The organism is Streptomyces sp. NPDC048718, assembly GCF_043198875.1.
In the GTDB taxonomy this organism is placed as follows: Bacteria; Actinomycetota; Actinomycetes; order Streptomycetales; family Streptomycetaceae; genus Streptomyces.
Map to the genome: position 1 here is coordinate 200,208 of NZ_JBICVG010000010.1, position 24,670 is coordinate 224,877.

Consider the following 24,670-nt stretch of genomic DNA (forward strand, 5'->3'; position numbering starts at 1 on the left):
GTCCGCCTTCACCGCATCCCAAGCCGACCGTTTCCGCACGGGCCGCGACGGTCAGGGGTTTTCGACGCTGATGCTCCCGTGGCTGCTCTTCAGGGTGAGTCGATGCAGGCCCGCCGGGTCGTCGGGCAGTCCGATCCGCTTGTCGCCGTTGCTCGTCCGCGCGGCTATTCGATAGCCCGTGCCGGGCACCTTCAGGGCGATGCTGCCGTTGGTCGTCCTCGCCTCGACATCCAGGGGCGCTGCCAGGGTCAGATCGATGCTGCCGTTGGACGTCCGGGCCTGGACCCGGCCGCCCTTGACGTCCGACCCGGTGATGCGGCCGTTGGCGGTCGTGACGTCGACCGGGCCGTTCACCCCGGTCAGTTCGATCCGGCCGGCGCCGGTCTTCACCCGGACCGCCCCCACCTTCGTCAGACTGACCGTGCCGTTGGACACCTTGCCGCTCACCGGGATGCCGGCGGGGACCTCGACGTCGTACGCGACCGAGCAGTCGAAGCTGCCGCAGTCGTCGAGGATCAGCACCCCGTTCTCGACGCGGTGGGTGGGGCCCTCGGGCTTGCCGTGCTGGTACGAGACCGTGCGCCGCAGCGACGGAGGCTCGCCGTCCGCGATGCCATGGACGGTGACGTGTCCCGACCCGTTCTCGAGCCGGACCGAGGTGATCTTCGCGGGCAGCGAGCCGCTGTCCTCGTAGGTCTTGCTCTTCACCAGGCCGCACCCGGAGAGCCCGCCGATGGCGAGCCCCGCCGTCGTCACCGCGATGCCGAGTAGACGGAAGTTCCTGCGCATTCGTGTCCCCCTGTTGCGGAAGGCCGCCTGGATCGGGCCGGGCCGGCCCGATGGCAGCGCCGGGCCAGGCAGGGCCCTGTGGCGTCCGACTCCTGTTGCCTGACGCTCTTCGAAGCTAACGGGCGCTGGGGGAGGCGGACATCAGGGAAGCCCCCGAATAAAACCCCTGATTCGTCCCGGGGTTCCGACCGCCGGACCCTTCCGGGTCGGCCCGGCGGAGAGCCCGCGGGAAGGGTGCGGGAAGGGTGCGGGAGGGGCGTGGGAGGGGCGCGTGGGGCAGCAGGGGGCGGGGGGAACGGTGGCGGAACAGCCGGCGGGAGAAGGAGCCGGGGCACCACCGGAAAGTCCGCGGGAAAAGCAGAACCGCCCCCGGCCTGCTGTCGCAGATCGGAGGCGGTTCAAGAGCGGTAGCGGAGGGATTTGAACCCTCGGTGAGTTTCCCCACACTCGCTTTCGAGGCGAGCTCCTTCGGCCGCTCGGACACGCTACCGAGAGAGAGCTTAGCCCAAAGGCGCCCAGGACTGAAATCCGTATCCCCGCGCAGGTCGGAGCGGGTGCCCGTAGCTCGGCCGGAGGCCGGGCCGGGAGGCGTCAGCGGGTACGGAAGAAGCGGGTCAGCTGGGCCGAGCACTCCGCTTCCAGGACGCCGTGGATCACCTCGGGGCGGTGGTTGAGACGGCGGTCGCGGACCAGGTCCCAGAGCGAACCGGTCGCTCCCGCCTTCTCGTCGAAGGCGCCGAAGACCACCCGTTCGACCCGCGCCTGGACGAGGGCGCCCGCGCACATCACACACGGCTCCAGGGTCACGACGAGCGTGCAGCCGGTCAGCCGCCACTCGCCCGTCGCCGCCGCCGCCCGGCGCAGGGCGAGCACCTCGGCGTGGGCGGTCGGGTCGCCGTTCGCCTCGCGCTCGTTGTGGCCGGTGGCGAGGACGGTGCCGTCCGGGGCGAGCACGACCGCGCCGACCGGTACGTCACCGGCCAGCGCGGCCAGGTCGGCCTCGGCGAGCGCGTGCCGCATCGGGGCACGCCAGGGGTCCCGTACGGGATCCCCTACGGGCTCCGGCACGGGTTCGGGGGCAGGGGAGGGAGCGGTGTCCTCGCCGCGTGCTGCGCGGGGCACTAGCGCACGGCCTCCAGGATGTCCGCGGCGCCGATGGCCTCCGCGATCTCCCCGAGGGCGTCGCCGGTCTCCAGACCGAGCAGTGCCTGCTCGTCCATGCCGAGGTCGGCCAGGACGAGCGTCTCGCCGAGGGGTCCGGCCGGGGCGACGGCCGCGGCGTCCGGCGCGTTGTCGTCCTCGTCCGCGTCCTCCGGCTCGCCGTCCTCCGTGCCGTCCAGGTCGGTCAGTTCGTCGAGCACGCCGTCCTGTTCGTCGGCGCCGAGGATCTCCGAGGTGAGGATCTCCCCGTACGAGGAGCGGGCGGCGGCGGCGCCGTTCGAGACGAACACGCGGGGGTCGTCCTCGCCGTCGACGCGGACGACGCCGAACCAGGCGTCCTCCTGCTCGATGAAGACGATCACCGTTTCCCCGTCGTCGGCGGCGGCCTCACGGGCCAGTTCGGCAAGGTCCGCCAGCGTTTCCACGTCGTCGAGCTCTGTATCGCTCGCTTCCCACCCGTCTTCGGTGCGCGCGAGCAGTGCGGCGAAGTACACCTGACTCTCCCACTGTCCAGAGGTGTGATGACCGGCGGCGCGCTCCTGATGCCCCGCCCAATCGGCATCGTGACAGAAACCTCGCCGTCAGGAGAGGTCTTCGGCTGTTGCGTCGTGCATCAGTCTGAATGACACCGCGATCGGGCGGGCGCGCGACCCCGGCGCACGCGGGCGCACCCGGCGTGGCGGGACTTCCCGCAGGTCACCCGGGCGCACTACCGCGCCCGTCGCGGCGCCACCGGCGTGCCACCGTCGTGCCGCCCCCGTGTCACCACCGGAACGTACGCATCCGCATCGCCTGCCGCATCCGGGCCGCCCGGGCGCGCCGCGGCTGGACGCGGTCGCGCAGCGCCTTGGCCTCGTGCAGTTCGCGCAGGAACAGCGCGCGCCGGCGGCGGCGATCGGTCTCGGGGTCGAGATCGGGGTGGAGATAGGGGTCGGCGTCGGGGTCGGGCAGATCGGGGGCGGCGTCCGGTCCTGACGCGCTTGGTCCGCTTGGTCCGCTTGGTCCGCTCGGCCCGTCCGGTCCGCTCGGCCTACCCGGGCCGGCCTCCGGCGCGTCCGGGTCAAGGCCCGGCGCCGGTGCCGGTGAGGTGCCCGGCGGGGCGTTCCGGCCCGGCGGCGCCGAGGCGCCGACGGGCTCCGCTTGCCCCCTCCTACCCCTCCCACCAGGCATTCCGGGCGTTCCAGGCATCTCTTCCGGGTCGGGCATCGGCCACACCACCCCACGACTGTGTCCCTGTGTCCCCACCTTCCCCCGGCGCCCCGGGGCCGCGCCACCCCGGCCGCTGTCCGGGCCCCGCCACCGACCCGGCTACTGTTGACGTATGCGTCTCCACGTCGTCGATCACCCGCTGGTCGCTCACAAGCTCACCACGCTGCGCGACAAGCGCACGGACTCCCCGACCTTCCGCCGGCTCGCCGACGAGCTGGTCACCCTGCTCGCCTACGAGGCGACCAGGGACGTGCGCACCGAGCAGGTCGACATCGAGACCCCGGTCACGAAGACCGCCGGCGTGAAGCTGTCGCACCCCCGCCCGCTCGTCGTTCCGATCCTGCGCGCCGGTCTCGGCATGCTCGACGGCATGGTGCGGCTGCTCCCGACCGCCGAGGTCGGCTTCCTCGGCATGATCCGCAACGAGGAGACGCTGGAGGCGTCGACCTACGCGACGCGGATGCCGGAGGACCTGTCCGGTCGCCAGGTGTACGTCCTCGACCCGATGCTCGCGACCGGCGGCACGCTCGTCGCGGCGATCAAGGAATTGATCCGGCGCGGTGCGGACGACGTCACCGCCGTCGTGCTGCTCGCCGCCCCGGAGGGCGTCGCGATCATGGAGCGCGAGCTGGCCGGTACGCCGGTGACGGTCGTGACGGCCTCGGTCGACGAGCGCCTCAACGAGAACGGCTACATCGTGCCGGGCCTCGGCGACGCGGGCGACCGCATGTACGGCACCGCCGAGTAGGACCAGCGGACCCGCGGACCCGCACCGGTCCTGGTTCGGGCCGGCACCTGGGCCACGGCTCCGGGTCACGGGGCCACGGCTCCGGCCGGCGGGCCTCCCGCCGTTTGAACGCATGTGAAGGCGCCCGTCCCCTCGTACGGAAGAACTCCGGTTCATCCGTACGAGAAGGGGGACGGGCGCCTTCGTGCTGTCAGCAGTGTCCCGGAACCGGCTTCGGCTTGTTCAGCGCCACGAGCGCCGCGTCCGCCACCGTCTTCGGGTCGAGCTGTTTGAAGGCGGTGCCGATGACGAAGTCGATGTCCGCCGTCGTCCGGGTGTCGACCTTCGTCGTCGCGCCCTTGAGCTGGGTGCCGACGACGGAGAAGCCGCCCTTGGTGGCGCCCGGAGCGCCGAGCAGAAGTCCTGTGCCGGTCACCTTCTTGTCGAGGGCGGCCGGTGCGTTGCCCACCTTTCCGATGACGAAGCCGCGCTTCTTCAGCTCGTCCGCGGTCGCCTTCGCGAGACCGCCGCGCGGGGTCGCGTTGTAGACGTTCACGGTGATCTGGGCCGGCTTCGGGAGCGTCGCGGCGGCGGGGGTGGTCGGCTTGGGCGCGGGCTTGCAGTCGCTGGGCTTGCCGGCGGCCGTGGCCGTCTTCGTACCGTTGCCACCACCGCCGGAGAAGACGTCGACGAGCTGGAATGTCCCCCAGCCGGCCGCGCCGAGCACGAGCACGGCGGCCGCCGCCCCGAGAACGATTCTGCGCCGGCGGTGAGGGCGGCGCATGCGGGGATAGACGTCCCCTGTGATGCGGTACTTTCCGCCCATTCCAGGGGGAGTGAGCATGCTCATGAACGCAGCGTAGTGCGGCCCGTGGGTGATGCCTACTGGATGATCATGTGATCGCGTCCGGACGGGCGTGAAGTGGCCCCGAAAGGGTCAGCCCCGAGAGCCGTACGCCCCGGAGCGCACGCCGGGCGGGTATGGGGCCGGTGCGTCGGCCGCGTGCTCCAGGGCAGTCGGCCCCGGGCAGTCGAACCCGGACAGCCCGGACAGCCGGACAGCCGGACGGGCGGACGGGCGGACGGGCGGATGGCCGGTGGCCGGATGGGCCGTCCCCGTCGTCCAGGGAGAAGCGGTCAGCCCAGTTCCAGTACGCGCGCGTGGAGCACCTGACGCTGCTGGAGTGCGGCGCGGACCGCTCGGTGCAGTCCGTCCTCCAGATAGAGATCGCCCTGCCACTTCACGACGTGCGCGAAGAGGTCGCCGTAGAAGGTGGAGTCCTCGGCGAGCAGCGTCTCCAGATCCAGCTGGCCCTTGGTGGTCACCAGCTGATCGAGGCGGACCGGGCGCGGTGCCACGTCCGCCCACTGCCGGGTGCTTTCCCGGCCGTGGTCGGGATACGGCCTGCCGTTTCCGATGCGCTTGAAGATCACACGGAAAGCCTACCGGGCCCGCGGCTCCCGGCGCAGCCACGCGAACTCAGTGCGATGCCGGGGCAAAACGGGACCGATCCGTACGCATGGAAGGTCCCGCCGCGCGGGAGCGGCGGGACCCGGGACGGTTCGGCGGCCGGGACGGCCGCGCACGGGTGTCCGGCACCGACACGGCCACCATGCCTTCGCCACCCTGCCGGTGACGGGGAGCGGGAGCGGGAGCGGGGACGGCTGCGGACTCGGTTGCGGGGCCGGGCGGGGAGCCGGTCGCGGACTCGGCTACGGAGTCGCCTTCTCCTTCTCGACCACTGGAGCGGACGGGGCGTTCGCCTTCACCGACTCGATGCCGTTCAGGCAGGAGGCCTTGCTCTCGTACGCCTCGCCCACCGCGATGATCTCCCCGTTGCCCGCCTTCAGGCGGAACCGGTACTTGTCCGCCTTGTCCCTGTAGACCTCGAACTTGCCCGCCATGCGCGTCACCTCTCAGCTCTGCCCCCTGAGGCGACGCTAGGCCGCCGCGCCGGGACGCGCAGCCGGAAGAGGGCCGACGGGCCGACGGGCCGACAGGCCGATGGGTCGAGGTGGGGGCGATGAGCCGAGGGGGCCGACGAGACCTCTCGGGCCCTTGGCCCCTCGATCCCCTCAGCCCCGCCGGCAGGCGGTGTCGGCTACTCCGTCGCCTCGTCGTGGTCGGCGTGCAGACCGCCGTTGGCCGTGCCCTCGCCGTCCGTCCGTCCGGTGCTCGCGACCGGCTTCCGCAGCGAGCTGATGTCGTGGGCGTAGGTGCCGACGGCGTTGGCGACGACACCGATGTTGATGTCGAACGCCCGCATGTCGATGTTCGTGATGTCGTCGCCCTTGGCGTGGTAGTTCACGTCGTACGCGACGCCCGCCTGGCCGCCGAACTTGCGTGCCTGGGCCTCGGTCTTGAGGCCCTCGGCGCCGGTGAAGGTGCCGCCGGAGGGGATGCCCGCGTCGATGAACGGCCCGTAGTCGGAGCGGCCGTCGAAGTCGGTGCCCTCGTGCGGGACGCCACGCCGGTCGAGGTAGTCGTTGATGTCGCGCTCCAGCTGCGCGGAGCCGGCCGGGCCGGGGCCCGCGCCCTTGCCGTCGGAGTCGTCGCCGTCGTAGACGAAGATCCCGTAGTTCGGCGAGGCGATCATGTCGAAGTTGAGGTAGAGCTTGATCTCCTTCTTGTCGAGGGAGCTCATGTGGTCGGCGTAGTACTCGGAGCCGAGCAGGCCGTACTCCTCGGCGGACCACCAGGCGAAGCGGACCTTGTTGCGGACCTTGTCCTTCTCCTTGGAGGTGGCCTTGGCGAGTTCCAGGGCGGTCTGGAGGAGGGCGGCCGAACCGGAGCCGTTGTCGTTGATGCCGGGGCCGGCGGCGACCGAGTCGAGGTGGGAGCCGAGCATCACGGTGTTGGCGGCGTTGCCGCCCTTGGTCTCCGCGATGACGTTGTTGGTGGTGCGGTTCTCCCGGAACTGGCGGATGTCCAGGGACAGTTCGACCGGACCCTTGGCCAGGTCGGCGGCGAGCTGCTCGCCCTCCGCCTTGCTGATGCCGCCGGTGGGGACCTTGCCGGCGTCGGCGGCGCCGAGGGTGCCGTTCAGCGCGCCGTCGGTGTTGTTGTAGATGACCGCGCCGACGGCGCCGGCCGCGGCGGCGTTCGCCTGCTTGTCGGCGAAGGTGCAGCCGCCGCGCTTGATGAGCGCGATCTTGCCGGTGAACGTGCCGGAGGCGAAGTCACCCGGCTCGCAGCCGTTGCTGCCGTCGGCGTCGACCGGGGCGGCGGCGAGGCCGGCCTTGATGCCGCCGACCGGGGTGGACGCGGTGTATGTCATCGCGTGGATCGCGAGGTCGCGCGGGGCGGGGGAGACGACGGCGGCCTTCTCGGCCCGCGTCTCCGTGAAGATGAAGTCGAACTTCTGGTACGAGACGTTGTAACCGGCCTGCTTGAGCAGGGAGTACACGTACGCGGCCGAGGCGTCGTGGCCGGCCGAGCCGGCCACGCGGGTGCCGCCCGACGAGTCGGCTATCGCCTGGAGCTTCTGGAGATGCCGGTAGGCGTCCTTGGCGGTGGTCTCGCGTACCAGCGTCTTCGCCAGCTTGGCGGCGTCCCGTGCCTCGGCGGCCCCCGGGGCGGGGTCGGCGGTGGCGGGGACGGCGAGGACCAGCGGGGTGGCGAGGGCGGCGGCGGCCAGAACGGCGGCGGCTCTGCGCTGCGAGGCGTTCACAGAAGTCCTTCCCGGTGGGTGCGAGGTTGAGGGGAAGCTAGCGACCGTTGGGGGTTCCTGTGAACAGATTCGTCACAATTTCTGCCGTGCGACACAGGATTGGCATCGGGAATGAACAATTCCCCGTGTTTTAAGGCTTTTTGGCGGGGGGTGTGGTCTTCTTCGAGGTCGCGGACCGGGCGGACTTCGCGGTCCCGGTCGCTCCGGGCGCCTTGGTCGCCTTGGCGGTCTTGGCCGTCTTGGCCGCCTTCGCGGCGGCCTTCAACTCCTGCTTGTGGGCGCGGACTTTGGCGAGCGACTCCGGCCCGGTGATGTCGGCGGCCGAGCGGAACGCGCCCGCCTCCCCGTACGCCCCGGCCGCCTCCCGCCAGCCGTCGGGCCGCACCCCGTACTGCTTGCCGAGGAGGGCCAGGAAGATCTGCGCCTTCTGCTTGCCGAACCCGGGCAGCGCCTCCAGCCGCGCCAGCAGCTCGGATCCCGTCGCCACTCCCCGCCACACCGCTTCCGCGTCACCCCCGTACTCCTCCACCAGGAAGCGGCACAGCTGCTGGATCCGCTGGGCCATGGACCCCGGGTAGCGGTGCACGGCCGGCTTCTCGGAGAGCAGCGCGGCGAAGGTCTCCGGGTCCTGGGCGGCGATCTCGCCCGCGTCCAGATCGTGCCGGCCCAGCCGGCGGGCCACGGTGAACGGTCCGGAGAACGCCCACTCCATCGGCACCTGCTGGTCCAGGAGCATGCCGACGAGCGCGGCGAGCGGGGAGCGGCCGAGGAGCGCGTCGGCGTCGGGCTGCTGGGCGAGATGGATCTCGGGGCTCATACCCCGATCATCGGGCCGCGCGGCCCGCCGCGCCCGGCGAGTGCGGCACCGGGAGCAGCGGGAGTTACGGGAGTACGGCCCGACGGGTGCCGGCGGGTGCTGACGGGTGCCGGCGGGTGCCGACGGGGGTTCAGCTCTCCGGGGCGGTGCCGTCCGCTGCCCCGAACCGGGCGAGGGCCGTCATCACGCGCGTACGGGTCTCGTCGACCCCGAGATGCCCGCCCGCGTCCACGATGTGCAGCTCGGCGTCCGGCCAGGCGCGGGCCAGCTCCCAGGCGGTGAGCGCCGGGCCGCCGAGGTCGAGCCGTCCGTGTACGAGGACGCCGGGGATGCCGGCGAGCCGGTGGGCGTCCCGGATCAGCGCGCCCTCTTCCAGGAACGCGCCGTGCGCGAAGTAGTGCGCGCAGATCCGGACGAAGCCGAGCCGGGCATCGTCGACCCGGTCCATGTACGGGGTGCCCTGGCCCTCCAGGGACAGGACGGTGTCCTCCCAGACGCACCAGTCGGCCGCCGCCTTCTCCCGTACGGAGCGGTCGGGATGGTTCATCAGGGCGGCATATGCCCCGATGATGTCCTGGCCCTCGGTGCGCGAGGGTACGCCGGCTCCGTCCCGGAACCGTTCGTGGGCCTCGGGGAAGTACCGCCCGACGCCCTCGTACAGCCACGCCGTCTCGGTACGGCGGGTGGTGGTGACGGCCGCGATCACGATCTCGGTGACGCGCTCCGGGTGCGTCTCGGCATAGGCCAGGATCAGCGTGGATCCCCAGGAGCCCCCGTACAGCAGCCAGCGGTCGACGCCGAGGTGGACCCGCAGCCGTTCCATGTCGGCGATGAGATGGGCGGTCGTGTTGACGGACAGGTCGGTGGCCGGGTCGCTCGCGTGCGGGGTGGAGCGGCCGCAGCCGCGCTGGTCGAACTGGACGATCCGGTAGACCGCCGGATCGAAGACCCGGCGCGCGTGCGGCGATGAGCCGGAGCCGGGGCCGCCGTGGACGACGAGCGCGGGCTTTCCTTCGGGGTTTCCGGCGACGGACCAGTACACGTGGTTGCCGTCGCCGACGTCGAGCATGCCTTCGTCATGGGGTGCGAGCTCAGCGAACATCCCGACGACGCTACTCCCGCGGGCCGGTCCGCGCCGCCGGTTTACGGCCCGGACGGCACGGGTGGGGCCGGCCGAACCGGTCTGACATATGCCCCGATGGCTCTCTGCCGCGGCTCCCTACCGCGGCTCGGCAGCCGGCTCGGCATCCGTCTCGTCGTGAAGGAGCTGGCGTATGCCCGCCTTCAACTCGTCCGGCGACAGATGCTGTTCCTCCGTCAGGTGGTGCATCAGGCTCGGGGAGAACGGGGCCAGCAGGAGGTGGGCGAGCAGAGGGGCGTTGGCGGTGGGGCGGGTCTCGGCGAGCAGCAGCCTGACGTGGGCGTGCGTGGCGAGGTACGCGCCGTTGGTGTAGCGGCCGGTCGGCGAGGCGGTCTGGGCGGCCAGAAGCAGTGCGCGCTGGTCGACGACATGGTCGACGTAGGCGCAGAGGAAGGCGTAGAGGCGCTGCGCGGCGGGCGCGCCGGGGCCGAGCGGCGGCGGGCCGCTCAGATACGTCTCCTGGAACCGGCGTTCGCGTTCGTCGAGCAGTGCCCACAGCAGCTGCGAGACCTCGCCGAAGCGGCGGTAGACCGTGCCGACGCCGATGCCGCTCGCCTGCGCGACCTGGTTCATGGTGACGGCTTCGGGGCCGTTCTCCGCGACGATCCGGGCGGCCGCGTCGAGGATCTTGCGCCGGTTGCGGGCGGCGTCGGCGCGCTCGGGGACGGGGGCGCCGAGGGCCGGGAGCAGGGGGAGCGGCGGAACGGGCCGGTCGGCCGGCATCGGCGCCGCCGGCTCTGCCGATCCCGTCGATCCCGCGGGTGCCGCCGGACCGGCCGTGGCCTGCGGTTCGTGGGTGCTCATCGGCTGCTGCCCGCCTCTCGTTCCTGCTCTCGTTCGCGCGCTCTCCCGGCATCGGCGGCTCCCTGTCCGGGGTCCGCCCGCGCCTCCCCCTCGGCCGCTTTCCGACATCGAGCATACCCGGGCCCCTTGCTAAACGGATAGTCCTCCGCTTAGGCTCCGGGTGTCGAACCGGAAAGTAATCCGTTTCCTTGCGGGGGTGTTGTCGCAGGTCACGGGTTGCAGGTCGTAGATCGCTCGCAGGTTCTTTCCAGGTACAGGTGCAGGTACAGGTCCTCAGGAGGGCTCAGCATGTCCGTCAAGGTCGCCGTCATCTACTACTCGTCCACCGGGAACGTCCACCGGCTCGCCGAGGCGGTCGCCGAGGGCGCCGAGAAGGCCGGCGCCGAGGTGCGGCTGCGCCGGGCCGCCGAGCTGGCCCCGGACGCCGCGATCGACGCGAACCCGGCCTGGCGCGCCCACGTGGACGCCCACGCGGACCAGGTCGAGGTCGCCACGCTGGAGGATCTGGAGTGGGCGGACGCGTACGCGTTCGGTTCGCCGACCCGGTTCGGCAACATCAGCGCCCAGCTCAAGCAGTTCATCGACACCGCCGGCGGCCTGTGGCAGCAGGGCGCGCTGTCCGACAAGCCGGCCACCGCCTTCACCAGCGCTTACAACACGCACGGCGGCAACGAGTCCACGCTGCTCGCGCTCTACAACACCTTCCACCACTGGGGCTCGATCATCGTCTCGCCCGGCTACACCGACCAGACCGTCTACGCGGCCGGCGGCAACCCCTACGGCACCGCCTTCGCGGGGGCCAAGGGCGAGATGGACGAGGCCGTCCTCGCCGCCGCCCGCTACCAGGGCGAGCGCCTCGCGAAGATCGCCAAGCGGCTGAACGGCATCGCGGCCGACTGACCGGCGGCCTCGCGGCCTCCTTGTGCCGCGCACGGTGTGTGGCGCGTGGCGCGTGGCGCGCGGCGCGTGGCGCGTACCGAGAGTGTGATGTACCCCCGGGGTTGGATACCCCCGGGGGTACTTCTGTTTCTGTTATGGTCGGTTGTATACCCCAGGGGGTAACCAAGGGTTATTCGGGGGTCCCGTTCCTGGAAGGAGTGCAGGTTTGCTCATCGCCCTCGCGGCCGGCGCAGTCGTCGGGCTCTCGCTCGGCGCGCTCGGCGGAGGCGGCAGTGTCCTCGCCGTCCCCGCGCTGATCTACCTGCTCGGCTTCACTCCCGCCGCCGCTGCCACGGCGAGTCTGTTCATCGTGCTCGCGACCTCCGCGACCGCACTGTACGGACACGCACGGGACGGTCAGGTGCGCTGGCGCACCGGCGCGCTCTTCGCGGCCGCCGGAGTCGTGCCCGCGGCGCTCGGCGGACTGCTCTCCAGCAGGCTGCCCGACGCACTCCTGACCCTGGGATTCTCCTTGGTCGCCGGCTTCGCGGCGGTACGGATGGTCCGCCGGGCCCCGGAGGCCGAGTCGGTACGGCGTCCGGCGCCGGCCGTCGCGGGCGCGGGGGCCGGACTCGGTGCCGTGACCGGCGTGCTCGGTGTCGGCGGAGGGTTCCTCACCGTGCCGGCGCTCGTCCAGGTCGTCGGCCTGAAGATGCGCCCGGCTGTCGGGACCAGCCTCTTCGTCGTGGGAGCCAACGCTCTGGTCGCGCTGCTCGCGCGGGCCGGCAGCGCCCCGGCCATGAACTGGGCGGTCGTCGCCCCGTTCACGGGTGCGGCGGTGCTCGGCGCCTGGGACGGGCGACGGCTGGCGAAACGTATCCCCGGAGACAAGCTGCGCCGGATCTTCGGCGTGATGCTGCTCCTGGTGGCGGTGGTGATGCTGGTCGACCTGCTCCTGTAGCCGAGGCGAGCCGAGCGAGCCACGGCGCCCCGCGCGGGCGTCCGGGACTCGTACCCGTACCGGCGCGCGTACCACCGTCCGTACACCTGTACCCGTACCCGCACCCCTACACGTGCCCGTCCCCGCGTCCGCGCGCGGATCCGGACCTGCCGGACTAGGCCAGCGAGAGGAACAGCTTCTCCAGCCTGGCCCGCATCTGGTCGGGGTCCTCGCCGCCGCGCTGTCCCTTCTCCATGTCGGTGAGGCACTGCTGGAGACCGGTCGCGATGATCGCGAACCCGGCCCGGTCCAGTGCCCGGGAGGCGGCGGCCAGCTGGGTCACGACCTCCTCGCAGTCGCGACCCTCCTCGATCATCCGGATGACTCCGGCGATCTGCCCCTGTGCCCGGCGCAGCCGGTTCAGTACGGCCTTCAGCTCGGCGCCCGCGAGATCCAGTTCCACAACCACTCCTCCACAGATACCCCCGGGGGTAAGTTACCCCCCGCTCCGGGGTTCCGTCGAAGACCAAGGATGACACCTGCCATGAGCACCACGACCCGTACCGTCGAAGCCGACCAGATCCGCACCCGCCTCGACGAGCTGACCGTCATCGACGTCCGCTCGCCCGGCGAGTACGCGGGCGGTCACCTCCCCGGCGCGATGAACATCCCGCTCGACCGCCTCAAGCACGCCCTCCCCGCGCTGAAGGAGGCCGCGTCGCGCGGCGAGCTGCTCGTCGTCTGCCAGTCCGGCAACCGCTCCCGCAACGCCTGCGCGCAGCTCGCCGCCGAGGGCATCCCCACCCTCGACCTGGTCGGCGGCACCAGCGGCTGGGCCTCCCGCGGCAACGCCCTCGACCGCCCGGCCGGCGGCCCCGTCCGCGTCCCGTGGGCCATGGACCGCCAGGTCCGCCTGGCCGCGGGCTCGCTCGTCCTGCTGGGCCTGCTCCTCGGCGTCCTGGTCCACCCGCTGTTCCAGCTGCTGTCGGCCGGTGTGGCCGGTGGTCTCGTCTTCTCCGCGCTCACCAACACCTGCGGCATGGCGGCGATGCTCGGCAAGCTCCCCTACAACCGCGCCACCTCGTGCGGTGTCGACCTCTCCACCACCCTGAACCGTCTCAACAACGGCGGTAAGTGAGCCCGGACATCCTCCGGCGCTCGCCGACGATCCGGACCCGTAGGGGCCGCCACGTGAGGGGCGGTCCGTACGGGTCCGTGTTTCGTCGGGGCCGGGGGAGGGTGTTCCCGGAAGGGGCCGAGGAAGGGCGCTCCGGGAGCCGGGAAGCGCCTGAGGGAAGAGCCCTGGGGGTCAGCCGGTCTCCGGCCCCGCTCCCTCGCCCTCGTCGACCGGGCGGATCACCACCGGGTGGTCCGGCGCGCCGGCCGGCTGCGGACACCGGGCGACCCGGGCCGCGATCTCGGTGACCCGCTCCAGGCTCGCGCAGTCCAGCACCCAGTACCCGGCGATCACCTCCATCGTCGCCCCGTAAGGGTTCTCCTGGACGACGGGGCGGCCCTCGGAGTCCGCCGTGACGAACCGGGTACGGGCCGGCTCGACGAGCCCCCGCGCCTCCACGAGCTCGCCGCTGTCCCGGAGGTCGTCGTTGATCGCGTTCATGTACGCGAACATCGCCCGCAGCTCCGACTCGCTCCAGGCCGGGCCGTGCCCGGAGGAATGCCCCTTCATCGCGTCGTAGTCGGCCTGGGCGCCCTGCACCATCACCAGGTACTTCATGAGCTTCTCCCGCTTCCGTTCTCCGCTCCCGCTCCGGTTCCCGACCCCGGCGGAGCGTCGGACCGCCGGGAAGGCTCTCTCACAGGAGACGGCAGAGCCCGGCGCCGCCGCCCGGCGCTTGGTCCGAACCCCCGCGGGACGCCACCCGAAAGGGGTGGACGCGCCGGAAGTGACCTCCCCGAGGGGGTGTCCAGGGGCCCGAGAGGCTTCCCGAGAGGATCCCTGGCCCCTGATCCCCGCCCCTGCCCTCCGCCCCTGACAGGGTCTTCCCGGGCGGGATCCCCCGTAGGGGCCGCGCGGCGGGGCGCCGTGGGGCCGGGCTCAGCCGCCGGACAGTTCCTTCTCCAGCGGGGTACGGAAACGCGGGGTGACCCGAACCGCGCCGAGCCGGCCGGCCAGGCGCGCCGCCTCCGCCTCCACCGCCCGTACGAGAGCCTTCCGGTCACGTTCGCGGTCACGTTCGCGTCCGGTCCCGTCGCCACCCGCACCCGGCAGCAGCCGCCACACGATCTCGCCGTCGGGGCGCTGCGCCCAGCCGCCCACGATCCGGCCGTTCCACCACACCGTCGGCCCGATGTTCCCGCTCCGGTCGAAGAGCGGGGGACGATGGGCCGGGTCCAGGTACCAGTCCCGGTCCTGCCAGCCCATCGCCGTCGGATCGAGCGCCGGAAGCAGCGCCGCCCACGGCTCGGCCGGGGACGGGACGGGATCGAGATCGTCGGGCAGGACGAACCCGGGCGCCGGCCGACCGGCCTCGGCGCCCGTACCCCCGGCCCCGCCGAGCGCCCCGCCGAGCGTCACCCGTACGGCGCCGAGCGCGCTCAGGGCCCGCCGTACATCCGTCAGGGTCCACCCCGTCCACCACTTCAGATCGGCTTCCGTCGCCGGTCCGTACGCGGCCAGCCAGTGCCGTACGAGTTCCGCGCGGGCCTCGGCGGGCGACGGGACGGGGGCCGGGGCGGTGCCGGTAACACCGGCGCCAGGGGCGTTTGGGGCGGGCGACCAGCGGAACCGGTTCGACGTCCAGCCGCCCTGCGGCCGTCCCCGGACGATCAGCCCCCGCATCCCGAGTATCCGCAGGACCCGGGTGCCGACGGTCTGCGGCCCTTCCTGGCGGGTGCCGACCCCGTACACGTACGTCGCTCTCAACCTCGGTACCGCAGCGCCGAGTTCCGCCCCGGTCGCCTCGCCGCGCGCGGCCAGTTCGGCGAGGACCAGGCGTTCGGTCTCGGCGAGCCAGGCCTCGTCGTAGTCGCTGCCCTCCGCCAACTGCTTGACGAGCCGGGCGCGTTCGCGGACACCCGCGGCCTCGGAGGAGGAGTGCACGGCGGCGGCGAGTTCCGAGGGCACCACGAAGACGGTGTGCCGCATGCCGTGCATCCGCACCAGCGTCCGCTCCTCGTACAGCGCCCGTTCGGTGTCCGCGACCGGATCCGGGCCGCCGTCCGCCAGCCGCGCGCCGACCGCCAGGAACACCGTCGCCGGATCCGTGCCGTGCAGCGCCACCAGCGACGTCGCGACCTCCTCCGCCGCCGTCGCCCGTGCGCCGCCGGCCAGCCGGTGCCGCGTCGCGAGCCGCGCCCGGCGCTCCTCGGCGCCGATCAGCCTCTGTTCGCCCATGCCGGTTTTCTATCGCGGGTCAGGGAGCCCGTAGGGGATCCCGGAGAGGAAATCCCTGAGCACGGCGTGCAATACCCCCGGCTGCTCCAGATGCAGATCGTGTCCCGCGTCCGGGATGCCGACCCCGTGCAGCCGCGCGGGCTGCCGCTCGGCCATCCCGCCGTACTGCTCGGTGGACACGATCCCGCGCCGGCCGAGCACCGCGAGGACGGGTACGCCGATCGCGGCCCACTCCTCCCAGCGGTCGCGCCCGGAGTTCTCGGCGAGCGCGGCGACCAGGACCTCGGGGTCGAACCGGGGCCACAGTCCGTCGTCCCGTACCTCCAGACCGTCCGCCCAGCCTTCCCCTACGGGTCCGCCGCCGAGGTACGCGACCGCCGCCTCGCGCGTCGGGAACGGCACCGGCCAGGCCCGCAGCCAGTCGCCGACCTCCGCCACGGTCCCGGGCGCGGTGCCGGCGGGCCCCGCCTCGACCAGGACGGCCCCGGACAGCCGGGCGGAGTGTGCTGCGGCGGCGAGGAGGGCGGCGTGGCCACCGTACGACTGGCCGATCAACACCGGCCGGTGCAAGCCGAGTCGGTCGATCACGGTGAGGATGTCGGCGACGTACGCCTCCCGGGTCACGTCCCGAGGGCGCCGCTCGCTCACGCCGTGGCCGCGCTGGTCCAAGGCGACGACCCGATGGCCGTCGGCACGCAGCCGGCGGGCGATCCCGTCCCACTCGCCGGCGTGCCCGGCGAGCCCGTGCAGGAGAAGCAGCGGTGCGCGCCCGGAGTGCTTCCCGGGGGCCTCGTCGGGGTGTCGGCACCAGTCGCGGAGGGAGAGCCGTACCCCGTCGCGTATCAGGGTGCGTTCCGTCCATTCCCCAGGGGAATGGGGGAGCGCGGAGGACTCGGGGATCCTGGGGATCCTGGGGTTCATGCGGTCTCCCGAGGTGTTGGAAGCGGTGGGGCGGCGGGACGGTGGGACGGCGGCCGGTCCGGCGCGGGCCCGTCCGGGCCGGCTAGTTGTTGCGGTAGTGGGCGACGAGGGCGTTGGCGTGACCGTGGCCCAGACCGTGCTCGGTCTTCAGCCACTTCACCAGCTCCATGTGCTTGACCAGCGGGGAGGCTTCGATCAGCGCCAGCCACTCGGTGACGGGGCGCCCGTACTTCTTCTCGATGGCGGGGAAGTAGCTGGCGGGGTTCGGGGCGGTGGCGGCGGCCATGACGGGACCTCTTTCCGGGTGCGTTCGCGGTGACGTGGGGGTGTTCAGCGGTGCTCGGTGGTGCTCGGTGGTGCTCGTACCGACAGGTCAGACCGTCACCTCATCAGAAACTCATCGGTGGGGCGAAGATTTATTCGACGAGTTGTCGACGCCCCGTCATGTGCCCGCCCGAAAGCGCGTGTCGTGCGGATTTGCGGTGCCCGGCCCGTGCCGCCTCCTAGGCTCGGCGCGTGACCGAGAACGAGATCAAACTCAAGGCCATCGCCGCACTGACGGCCTTGCGCGGCGGGGTCGACGAGAGCCTGGTCTCGGACCTGCTGGGAGAAGTGATCCCGGGGCAGTTCGCGGTGCCTTCGGGGGCGAGCGCCGAAGAGGTCGGCATGGCCGTCCTCGCCCAGCTCTCGGAGCCGTTGAGCGCGCTCGTCAACGGCTTCATCGTGGCGTTCGACGCGGTGGCCGACGCCCATGACTCCGCCGGGGCGGACCCGGACACCGAGCACATCCTCCAGGAGTTGGCACTGCGGCTGGCGAGCGACAACTTCGAGTGACCGTCCGCCCGGTGAGAGAAAACGGAAGGGATGAGTCATGGGCTGACGGGGCAAGGGCTGTCCGGCCCCTCGGCGGGGGACCATTCGGGGACGGCTGCCCCCGGAAAAAGGGCAGGCCATCCGCGTCGGGCTGGCGTACCGTCACGTCTCGATTTCCCGATCTTGGCCGGATCACCCACCCTGACGACGGAGTCGCCGTGTCGATACGCCTCACCCCGCTCGCCGATCCCGAACGCACGGCGCTCGGTCACCGCCTCGCCTGGCTGGCGACCGGAGACGACGGAACCCCGCTGGGGCACGCGTTCCTGCGCCTGCTCACCAAGCAGGGCCAGCGGCACCTCGCCGAGGTGGACGTACGGGTCCACCCGACCGAACGCCGCAACGGCGCCGGATCGCTGCTGCTCGGCGCCGCCGTCGAGGCAGCCCGCGAGGACGGGCGGCGCAGTCTGGTCGCGCAGGCCGAGGCCGGATCGCCGGGGGCGGCCTTCCTCGCCGCCCGGGAGTTCGGTGTGGCGCTGCGTCTGACATATGCCCGACTCGCGCTGGCCGACGCCGACCTGCCCGTGCTGACGGCGCTCGCCGAACGGGCGCACCCCGGCTACCGGCTGGTGGAGTGGACGGGCCTCGTGCCGGACGAACTGGCCGACAGCTACGTGGCGTCGCGCCGGGCCATGGACGACATGCCGATGGGGACGGTCGACTACGGCCGGGTGGTCTGGGACCGCGAGCGGGTACGGGCGGCGGTGGCCGCGGTCGCCGGGCGCGGCGAGGTGCTGCACACGGTGGCGGCGGTGGCCGAAGCGGACGGCTCCGTCGCCGGGTTCACGGAGCTGGTGACCCCGGGCAGCGGCACCGGCGACGGCCTGCACTACGGGACGGCCGTCCTGCCCGAGCACCGCGGGCACGGTCTCGCCCGCTGGATGAAGGCGGCCTCGATCGTGCGGGCCCGCGAGCGGCAGCCGGGCCTTGCCGGACTCGTCACGGACACGGCTGACAACAACCCGTACATGCGCCGGGTCAACGACAGTCTCGGGTATCTGCCGACTCACGAGGCGCACGAGTTTCAGCGTTCGCTGTGAGGCGGTGAGACGGTGAGGCTGTGAGGCGGTGAGACGGTGAGGCGGTGAGGCGGTGAGATGGGGAGGTGGCGAGGCGGGGAGGCGGTGAGGCGGTGGTCCCGGCTCGGTGGTCCGGAGCCGGGTGCACCCCTAAGGGTGATCGCCAGGGTGCCTGCGTAAAGGGGCCCGGAGCGGCCTTCGAGGATGCGCCCATGCGCCCTTCCCCCTCCGGATTCCGGCCAAGTACGGCAACCCGCTGGGCCCGCCCGCCGACCAGCTCTACGCCAAGTACGGCTCCTGGGAACTGGTTTCCGACGCCGCCACGCGCACCAGCTACGCTGTCGACCGCGAACTGAGCCTGGAGTACCGCCCCTGCCGGGCCGGGAAGGGGCGATGTCAGTGGCCGCTCCTAGCCTGCGGCCATGAGCATGATCGGCGAGTACTTCCGTGTGACAGCCGCCCAGTTGGCCCGAGCGATCGAGGACCCGGACTGGGCGCTCGCATACATCGAGGGCGCGCTCGACGCCGAGGAATCCCCGGACTCCAGGGGCGGGGAGGGCGGGCCACCGCCGGCCGAGGTTCGTCATTTCTCGACGGACAAGGCGTGGCACCTGCTCGACTTTCTGCTGAGGCGCGTGGACTTTCCCGTCGACGTCGTCCACGGGGAAGAACCCCTCGGCGACGCCGGCGACTGGGGATACGGGCCGCCGCGCCATCTCCCGGTGGACCGGGTCCGTCTCGCCGCCGATGCGCTGAGCGGTCTGACGTACGACCGGCTTCTCGACGGAGTCGACCCGCGCGACCTGACGGCGGCGAAGATCTATCCGCTGGGCTGGGAGGACTCCGCCTCCCTCGGCTGGGCCAGGGACTGGTTCGCCGGCCTGACCACGTACTTCGAGGCCGCCGCACGGGACGGCCACGCGGTCGTCGTCTGGGTGGACTGACAGCGGCACCGACCTGCCCCGCGGTGGCCGCGGGGCGAGTCGGGTCGGGCGTGGCGGCGGGGTGGTCGACGGGCTACTCCGGGCGGGTCGCCGTGACGACGTAGTAGTCGAGGATCCGCTCCTCGTACGCGCGCAGGAAGTTGCGGGGCCAGGTGTCCGGGGCCCACCACCGGGCGAGCCACTGGTCCCAGCCCGGCCAGACGTCCGGGCCGATCGACTCGACCCGTACCTCCGTGAGTCCCGCCGCCGTGAACGCGTCGGCGAGGGCCCGCACCGGGCGGGCGATGTCCAGGCCGTTGGCGTACGTCTCCAGCAGCCGGGCCGGCTGCTCGGTCCGGCCGGGCGCGTCGTCCACGGTGAAGAAACTGGTGACGGCCACCCGGCCGCCCGGCCGCAGTACCCGCGCCGTCTCCGCCGCGAAGGCCTCCAGGTCGGGGAAGTGCTGGGCGGCCTCGACGCTGATGAGCGCGTCGAATCCGCCATCCCCCACGGGCATGTGCTCCGCCGCCCCCTGGACGAACCGCAGCCGCTCCCGCTCCGCAGGGGACAGGCCGGCCTGGGCGCGGCGCGCCCGTTCCAGCTGGTCGGGGTGGATGTCCAGGCCGGTGACCGCGACGGGCCCGTACTCCCGCAGGGCGATCGCGCACCCCATGCCGAGCCCGCAGCCCACGTCGAGGATCCTCGGGTGCCGCGGCAGCCCGGCGGCCGTCAGGGTGTCCAGGACGTGCCGGTAGAGGTCCTCCTGGCTGCGGACCCGTTCGGCCTCGCCCACCGGGCGCTCCAGATCGATCGCCCGCCAGTAGCCGAAGTTGATGAAACCTCCGGCGAAGATCGGCTCCCGGCTCAGATCGACCGGACCGTACGTCTCCCGCACCATGGGCCGCATACCGCCGTCCGCCACCATGCCTGCCGTACCTCCCGAGAATCCGGCCCGCGCGCGTGCGCGCCGACGCGTCCGTCTGTCTGCCTGTCCGCCTGCTCCGTCAGGGAGAACTACCCGTGCGGCGGACGGGTAACGGCCGGTTCCGGGGTACGGCCGGAGTACGGCCAGGGCCGCCGCCAGGAGCCGGCCCGCCCCCGGGCATGGCCCGGAGGGGAGAGGCAGGCGAGGGCCGCCGTGCGGGAGCGGATGCCGGTGTCGCTCCGGCTACTTGTCGGCTGGTACGGACGGGCTGTCGTGATCGCCAAAGCGGCCGGTCACCCCGACATGATGTCGGGGTGACCGGCCGCAGTGCGTCGGTTGGACTCCGGTGGAGGAGGCTCACGCGGGCGGTTGCGCGCCGGTGGCGGTCAGCGGCCCGAGGCGCGGATGGTCGGCGGCGATTTCAGGTGATGGTGAAACTGGGGAGGGTCAGGTTCACGATCGTGTTGGTCCCGGACTTGGCGCGGGTGCCGTACGCGGTGTCCGCGATGATCCCTTGGTTGAACGTGCCGCTGTGGACCTTACCGGCGCCGACTTCGAGGACGTTGCTCGTTCCGGTGATGGTGCGCGTGTAGGTCACGGTGCTCTGTGTCCCGTTGCTCCACCCGATTGTCCCTCTCATGTTCAGCACCAGCCGTCCCGCCGTGTTCGTGGTCGCCGTGCCGAACCCGTTGAGGCCGCCTTGTGTGATTTCGGAATTCCCGGGTGCGCGGCATCCGTAGAGGAAGACGAACTCGCTGGCGGTGCCGCTCGTGGTCACGGTGATGGTGTCGGTCGACGGCCGGTTGCTGAATCCGACGCACTCGACGAGGGCCGCCGCCGCATGGGCCGGAACGGCGGCCCCGGACGCCGCGAGCAGCGTCGCGGCTGCCAGGGCCACACCTACGGCACGGGATCCGGTTTTCATGGGGTCATTCCCTTCGATGGGTGCCGCGAGGCGGCGACCTTCCGGGCGCATCGGCAGGGCTTCCGGCTGAGATGTTCCCGGTGTGAAGAGCCGCTGCCTGCCGTGCTGAGCCACCATGGGAATCCCCGGGGGCGTAGGAGGACACGCCGACAGAGGTCAAAAACCACCCGTTCGACGGATGCAGGCGAGGGCGGGTGGCGGCGCAGGAAGCCGGCCCGTCCGAGGCGCGCTCGTGGAGGGGCAGCGTGCCGTGTGTGTCGGAGGCGGGTGCAGGTGTCGGTGAGGAAGGCGGCCTGCTCGGGCGCCGGGTGCATGTCCAGTGCGGTGGGCGCCGTCGGTCCCGGCCGGGCGGGTGCCTCGGCCGTGAGCTTGTCCAGCGTCTCGGCGAGGGCATCCGGGTCTTTGGCCGGGAAGAGTCGGGCCCACGGCTGGCCGGTCAGCCGGGCCGTCAGCTCGTGGTCGTGCGCGGAGATACGACTGCGGCCGGCTGATGCGGCGCTACGGGCGGGACGCGGCCATGTACTGCAACGTGTGCCGGTCCGTCCTCAACGGGCGGTAGCCGGGAACCGGGACCAGAGCCGCGACCGGAACCGAGACCGCCAACGCCGAAGGGCCCCGCTGCAAGCAGCGGGGCCCTTCGACTTAGTGCCCGGTGAGGCACTTGGCGGAGGATACGAGATTCGAACTCGTGAGGGGTTGCCCCCAACACGCTTTCCAAGCGTGCGCCCTAGGCCACTAGGCGAATCCTCCGGGGCAAACATTACATGACCGGGGAGGGTGCTCGCGACCATGATCGATTCGGAGGTGAGCGGGGGTGGAGGGGTGTGGAGGAGTGCGGGGGAGTGGGGGACGGGCGGGGTCGGGGATCGGGTACTCTGGGCGGAGCCCCTCACGTGGCGCTATCTGACTGAACTCCCCCAGGGCCGGAAGGCAGCAAGGGTAGGTCGGCTCTGGCGGGTGCGTGGGGGGCGCTTGCGTTTCCGGGGCGGCCGGACAGTCGCGGCGACGGAGGTGCCTGGGGCGCTTGGGGCAGGTGGGGCAGCCGGGGCTGCCAAGGCCACCAGCACCGCCAAGACCGCCAAGACCGCCAAGACGCCCGGAACGATCGCCGCACCCGTCGTACTCGTCGCGTCCGAGGCAGCCGCCGCACCCGTCGCACCGAAGACACCCGGCGCGGCCAAGCCCGTCGCGAAGCTCCTGGCAGACGCGGACCCCCGCACGTCACAGGACCCCGCTTCGGCCGGCCCGGCGATCGCCGTTCCCGGGTTGTCGGCGGGCGCCTATAACCTCGTATACGTGTCGTCTCTCGCGCTGTACCGCCGCTACCGCCCCGAGTCCTTCGCCGAGGTCATCGGGCAGGAGCATGTCACCGACCCGCTGCAGCAGGCGCTGCGGAACAACCGGGTCAATCACGCGTACCTGTTCAGCGGGCCGCGCGGCTGCGGAAAGACGACCAGCGCGCGCATCCTCGCGCGGTGTCTGAACTGTGAGCAGGGCCCCACCCCCACGCCTTGCGGCGAGTGCCAGTCCTGCCGGGACCTGGCGCGCAACGGCCCGGGCTCGATCGACGTCATCGAGATCGACGCCGCGTCGCACGGTGGTGTGGACGACGCCCGTGACCTGCGCGAGAAGGCGTTCTTCGGGCCCGCGTCGAGCCGGTACAAGATCTACATCATCGACGAGGCCCACATGGTCACCTCGGCGGGCTTCAACGCCCTGCTGAAGGTGGTCGAGGAGCCGCCGGAGCACCTCAAGTTCATCTTCGCGACGACGGAGCCCGAGAAGGTCATCGGGACCATCCGCTCGCGTACCCACCACTACCCCTTCCGGCTCGTGCCGCCCGGCACCCTGCGGGACTACCTGGGCGAGGTCTGCGGCCGCGAGGGCATTCCCGTCGCGGACGGGGTGCTGCCCCTGGTCGTACGGGCCGGAGCCGGTTCGGTACGTGACTCGATGTCCGTCATGGACCAGCTGCTCGCCGGCGCCACCGAGGACGGTGTGACGTACGCCATGGCGACGTCCCTGCTCGGCTACACGGACGGCTCGCTGCTCGACTCGGTCGTGGACGCGTTCGCGTCCGGTGACGGCGCCGCGGCCTTCGAGGTCGTGGACCGGGTGATCGAGGGCGGCAACGACCCGCGCCGGTTCGTCGCCGACCTGCTGGAGCGGCTGCGCGACCTGGTGATCCTCGCCGCGGTGCCGGACGCCGCCGAGAAGGGCCTGATCGACGCGCCCGTCGATGTCATCGAGCGGATGCAGGCGCAGGCGTCGGTGTTCGGCGGCGCCGAGCTGAGCCGGGCCGCCGACCTCGTCAACGCCGGGCTGACCGAGATGCGCGGCGCCACCTCGCCGCGGCTCCAGCTGGAGCTGATCTGCGCGCGCGTGCTGCTGCCCGCCGCCTTCGACGACGAGCGCTCGCTCCAGGCGCGGCTCGACCGGCTGGAGCGCGGCATGGCCGCCGCGCCGCCCGCCGCCGTGTTCACGCCCGCGCCGGCCGCGCCGCAGATGGGGTACGTGCCCGGGCCGGAGGCGCATGTCCCGCCGCCCGCTCCGGCCCCCACGCCCCCGCAGGCCCAGGCGGCGGCCCCCGCCGCGCCCGCCGCCCCGTACACGCCCGCCCCCGCCCCCCAGCCGGCCACCTCCGCACCAGCAGCCGCCCCCGCCCCCGCCCCCGCCCCCGCCGCCGAAGCGCCGCGCCCGGGTACCTGGCCCGGGGCCGCCCGGCCCGGTTCCGGCGCGCCCGGCGCCTGGCCCGGAGCGTCCGCGCCCCAGCAGCACCAGGCCCCCGCCCAGACCCCGGCCCCGGCCGCCGCGGCCGCCCCCCAGCAGTCCGCCGCGCCCTCGGGCGACGCGGCCGCCGGCGCCGTACAGGTGCGGAGCATGTGGCCGTCGATCCTGGAGGCGGTCAAGAATCGCCGCCGGTTCACCTGGATCCTGCTCTCCCAGAACGCGCAGGTGGCGGGCTTCGACGGCACCACCCTCCAGATCGGTTTCCTCAACGCCGGTGCCCGCGACAACTTCTCCGGCAGCGGCAGCGAGGACGTCCTGAAGGCGGCCCTCGCCGAGCAGTTCAACGTTCATTGGAAGATCGAGGCGATCATCGACCCGTCGGGCGGTGTCAACCCGCCTCCCGCCGCCGGCGGCTTCGGCGGCGGACGCCCGTCCGCGCCGTCCGCCCCGCCGCGCGGTCCCGCCTCATACCAGCCGGCCCCGGCCCCCGCGCCGGCCCAGCCCGCGCAGCCCTTCCAGGGCCAGGCCCAGCCGCAGGCGCCCGTCCAGCCGCCCGCCGCGTCCGGCTCCTCGTACTCCGCCCCGTCGTCCCCGTCGGCATCGTCGTCCCCTGCCTCCTCCTCGTCGTCGTCCGCTCCGCGGTCGGCGGCCCGGCCGCAGGCCCCCGCCCCGGCGCCGGTGGCACCGGAGGACGACGTTCCGGAGGCGGACGACCCGGACCTCGTCGACTCGGCGCTCTCCGGTCACGAGCTGATCGTGCGCGAGCTCGGCGCCACGGTCCTGGAGGAATACACGAACGAGTAGCCGGATCCCGCTCGGTGACCCGCACAAAGGGCATACGCCCGAGCGGGCTACCCTGGC

25 protein-coding genes, 2 tRNA genes and 1 other RNA gene are annotated in these 24,670 nt (G+C 72.5%); 9 read left to right on the forward strand and 19 right to left on the reverse strand.

The features are described 5' to 3' along the window. Positions 1 to 51: 51 nt before the first annotated feature. The 4 genes from ACGFRB_RS20880 to ACGFRB_RS20895 form a co-directional block, all read right to left on the reverse strand. Positions 52 to 789, reverse strand: a complete 738-nt coding sequence (locus ACGFRB_RS20880; RefSeq protein WP_393244835.1) for a DUF4097 domain-containing protein — start codon at positions 787 to 789, stop codon at positions 52 to 54. A gap of 405 nt (positions 790 to 1,194) precedes the next feature. Continuing rightward, a tRNA-Ser gene (locus ACGFRB_RS20885) sits at positions 1,195 to 1,279 on the reverse strand. Positions 1,280 to 1,380: 101 nt separating this feature from the next. Beyond that, on the reverse strand, positions 1,381 to 1,809 hold the full coding sequence (tadA, locus tag ACGFRB_RS20890) for a tRNA adenosine(34) deaminase TadA (RefSeq protein ID WP_361227574.1): 429 nt from the start codon (positions 1,807 to 1,809) through the stop codon (positions 1,381 to 1,383). A gap of 101 nt (positions 1,810 to 1,910) precedes the next feature. After that, positions 1,911 to 2,444, reverse strand: a complete 534-nt coding sequence (locus ACGFRB_RS20895) for a hypothetical protein (protein ID WP_393244837.1) — start codon at positions 2,442 to 2,444, stop codon at positions 1,911 to 1,913. Between the two features lie 827 nt (positions 2,445 to 3,271). Here ACGFRB_RS20895 and upp point away from each other — a divergent pair. After that, positions 3,272 to 3,907 carry a uracil phosphoribosyltransferase gene (gene upp, locus ACGFRB_RS20900; RefSeq protein WP_363003388.1) on the forward strand — a complete coding sequence of 212 codons (636 nt, stop codon included), beginning with the start codon at positions 3,272 to 3,274 and terminating at the stop codon, positions 3,905 to 3,907. A 190-nt stretch (positions 3,908 to 4,097) separates the two neighbouring features. On the opposite strand, the gene ACGFRB_RS20905 is transcribed toward upp, so the two are convergent. The 7 genes from ACGFRB_RS20905 to ACGFRB_RS20935 all read right to left on the reverse strand — a co-directional run bounded on the left by ACGFRB_RS20905 (position 4,098) and on the right by ACGFRB_RS20935 (position 10,319). Then, positions 4,098 to 4,736 carry a LytR C-terminal domain-containing protein gene (locus ACGFRB_RS20905; RefSeq protein ID WP_393244839.1) on the reverse strand — a complete coding sequence of 213 codons (639 nt, stop codon included), beginning with the start codon at positions 4,734 to 4,736 and terminating at the stop codon, positions 4,098 to 4,100. 287 nt (positions 4,737 to 5,023) lie between these two features. Next, on the reverse strand, positions 5,024 to 5,320 hold the full coding sequence (locus ACGFRB_RS20910; RefSeq protein WP_003955420.1) for a type II toxin-antitoxin system VapB family antitoxin: 297 nt from the start codon (positions 5,318 to 5,320) through the stop codon (positions 5,024 to 5,026). A 279-nt stretch (positions 5,321 to 5,599) separates the two neighbouring features. Beyond that, positions 5,600 to 5,791 carry a YegP family protein gene (locus ACGFRB_RS20915; protein WP_393244841.1) on the reverse strand — a complete coding sequence of 64 codons (192 nt, stop codon included), beginning with the start codon at positions 5,789 to 5,791 and terminating at the stop codon, positions 5,600 to 5,602. A gap of 197 nt (positions 5,792 to 5,988) precedes the next feature. Then, the gene (locus ACGFRB_RS20920) at positions 5,989 to 7,557 is read right to left on the reverse strand and encodes a M28 family metallopeptidase (protein ID WP_393244843.1); all 1,569 of its coding nucleotides are present in this window, start codon (positions 7,555 to 7,557) and stop codon (positions 5,989 to 5,991) included. Positions 7,558 to 7,687: 130 nt separating this feature from the next. Beyond that, positions 7,688 to 8,374 (reverse strand): HhH-GPD-type base excision DNA repair protein, encoded by a 687-nt coding sequence (locus ACGFRB_RS20925; protein ID WP_393244845.1) that lies wholly within the window; start codon positions 8,372 to 8,374, stop codon positions 7,688 to 7,690. A gap of 130 nt (positions 8,375 to 8,504) precedes the next feature. After that, positions 8,505 to 9,476: a prolyl aminopeptidase gene (gene pip, locus ACGFRB_RS20930; RefSeq protein ID WP_393244847.1), complete on the reverse strand. Its 972-nt coding sequence runs from the start codon at positions 9,474 to 9,476 to the stop codon at positions 8,505 to 8,507. Between the two features lie 117 nt (positions 9,477 to 9,593). Then, a complete protein-coding gene (locus ACGFRB_RS20935) occupies positions 9,594 to 10,319 on the reverse strand; it encodes a TetR/AcrR family transcriptional regulator (protein ID WP_393244849.1) in 726 nt (241 codons plus the stop codon). Positions 10,320 to 10,607: 288 nt separating this feature from the next. Between ACGFRB_RS20935 and wrbA the strand changes: the two genes are divergently transcribed. Both wrbA and ACGFRB_RS20945 read left to right on the forward strand, forming a co-directional pair. After that, positions 10,608 to 11,219: an NAD(P)H:quinone oxidoreductase gene (gene wrbA / locus ACGFRB_RS20940; RefSeq protein ID WP_363003374.1), complete on the forward strand. Its 612-nt coding sequence runs from the start codon at positions 10,608 to 10,610 to the stop codon at positions 11,217 to 11,219. Positions 11,220 to 11,424: 205 nt separating this feature from the next. Beyond that, positions 11,425 to 12,159 (forward strand): sulfite exporter TauE/SafE family protein, encoded by a 735-nt coding sequence (locus ACGFRB_RS20945; protein WP_361227502.1) that lies wholly within the window; start codon positions 11,425 to 11,427, stop codon positions 12,157 to 12,159. Positions 12,160 to 12,313: 154 nt separating this feature from the next. Here ACGFRB_RS20945 and ACGFRB_RS20950 read toward each other — a convergent pair whose 3' ends face one another. Continuing rightward, positions 12,314 to 12,601 carry a metal-sensitive transcriptional regulator gene (locus ACGFRB_RS20950; RefSeq protein WP_361227505.1) on the reverse strand — a complete coding sequence of 96 codons (288 nt, stop codon included), beginning with the start codon at positions 12,599 to 12,601 and terminating at the stop codon, positions 12,314 to 12,316. Positions 12,602 to 12,682: 81 nt separating this feature from the next. Between ACGFRB_RS20950 and ACGFRB_RS20955 the strand changes: the two genes are divergently transcribed. Further along, complete coding sequence (locus ACGFRB_RS20955) at positions 12,683 to 13,276, forward strand: rhodanese-like domain-containing protein (RefSeq protein WP_393244851.1); 594 nt, start codon at positions 12,683 to 12,685, stop codon at positions 13,274 to 13,276. Between the two features lie 171 nt (positions 13,277 to 13,447). Here ACGFRB_RS20955 and ACGFRB_RS20960 read toward each other — a convergent pair whose 3' ends face one another. From ACGFRB_RS20960 to ACGFRB_RS20975, 4 genes are all read right to left on the reverse strand, one after another. Further along, complete coding sequence (locus ACGFRB_RS20960) at positions 13,448 to 13,873, reverse strand: YciI family protein (RefSeq protein ID WP_363003366.1); 426 nt, start codon at positions 13,871 to 13,873, stop codon at positions 13,448 to 13,450. A 321-nt stretch (positions 13,874 to 14,194) separates the two neighbouring features. Further along, entirely contained in the window at positions 14,195 to 15,493 is a 1,299-nt protein-coding gene (locus tag ACGFRB_RS20965; protein ID WP_393244853.1) for a winged helix DNA-binding domain-containing protein, read from the reverse strand. Between the two features lie 9 nt (positions 15,494 to 15,502). After that, positions 15,503 to 16,414 (reverse strand): alpha/beta fold hydrolase, encoded by a 912-nt coding sequence (locus ACGFRB_RS20970; protein WP_393244855.1) that lies wholly within the window; start codon positions 16,412 to 16,414, stop codon positions 15,503 to 15,505. 82 nt (positions 16,415 to 16,496) lie between these two features. Beyond that, positions 16,497 to 16,700: a DUF4287 domain-containing protein gene (locus tag ACGFRB_RS20975; protein ID WP_363003360.1), complete on the reverse strand. Its 204-nt coding sequence runs from the start codon at positions 16,698 to 16,700 to the stop codon at positions 16,497 to 16,499. A gap of 230 nt (positions 16,701 to 16,930) precedes the next feature. Between ACGFRB_RS20975 and ACGFRB_RS20980 the strand changes: the two genes are divergently transcribed. The 3 genes from ACGFRB_RS20980 to ACGFRB_RS20990 all read left to right on the forward strand — a co-directional run bounded on the left by ACGFRB_RS20980 (position 16,931) and on the right by ACGFRB_RS20990 (position 19,250). Beyond that, positions 16,931 to 17,248, forward strand: coding sequence for a hypothetical protein (locus tag ACGFRB_RS20980; protein WP_361227520.1), 318 nt, complete (start codon positions 16,931 to 16,933; stop codon positions 17,246 to 17,248). A gap of 197 nt (positions 17,249 to 17,445) precedes the next feature. Beyond that, the gene (locus tag ACGFRB_RS20985; protein WP_363003358.1) at positions 17,446 to 18,327 is read left to right on the forward strand and encodes a GNAT family N-acetyltransferase; all 882 of its coding nucleotides are present in this window, start codon (positions 17,446 to 17,448) and stop codon (positions 18,325 to 18,327) included. A 401-nt stretch (positions 18,328 to 18,728) separates the two neighbouring features. Then, positions 18,729 to 19,250 carry a YfbM family protein gene (locus ACGFRB_RS20990; protein WP_393244857.1) on the forward strand — a complete coding sequence of 174 codons (522 nt, stop codon included), beginning with the start codon at positions 18,729 to 18,731 and terminating at the stop codon, positions 19,248 to 19,250. Between the two features lie 73 nt (positions 19,251 to 19,323). Here ACGFRB_RS20990 and ACGFRB_RS20995 read toward each other — a convergent pair whose 3' ends face one another. The 3 genes from ACGFRB_RS20995 to ACGFRB_RS21005 all read right to left on the reverse strand — a co-directional run bounded on the left by ACGFRB_RS20995 (position 19,324) and on the right by ACGFRB_RS21005 (position 21,829). Beyond that, positions 19,324 to 20,154: a class I SAM-dependent methyltransferase gene (locus ACGFRB_RS20995; protein ID WP_393244859.1), complete on the reverse strand. Its 831-nt coding sequence runs from the start codon at positions 20,152 to 20,154 to the stop codon at positions 19,324 to 19,326. Between the two features lie 421 nt (positions 20,155 to 20,575). Continuing rightward, positions 20,576 to 21,196, reverse strand: coding sequence for a hypothetical protein (locus ACGFRB_RS21000; RefSeq protein ID WP_393244861.1), 621 nt, complete (start codon positions 21,194 to 21,196; stop codon positions 20,576 to 20,578). Positions 21,197 to 21,741: 545 nt separating this feature from the next. Further along, positions 21,742 to 21,829: transfer RNA gene (locus tag ACGFRB_RS21005), tRNA-Ser, on the reverse strand. 130 nt (positions 21,830 to 21,959) lie between these two features. On the opposite strand from ACGFRB_RS21005, the gene ffs reads away from it, so the two are divergent. Beyond that, positions 21,960 to 22,058: signal recognition particle sRNA small type (ffs, locus tag ACGFRB_RS21010), an RNA gene on the forward strand. Between the two features lie 317 nt (positions 22,059 to 22,375). Further along, a complete protein-coding gene (locus ACGFRB_RS21015) occupies positions 22,376 to 24,613 on the forward strand; it encodes a DNA polymerase III subunit gamma and tau (RefSeq protein ID WP_393244939.1) in 2,238 nt (745 codons plus the stop codon). The last annotated feature ends 57 nt before the right edge of the window (positions 24,614 to 24,670 follow it).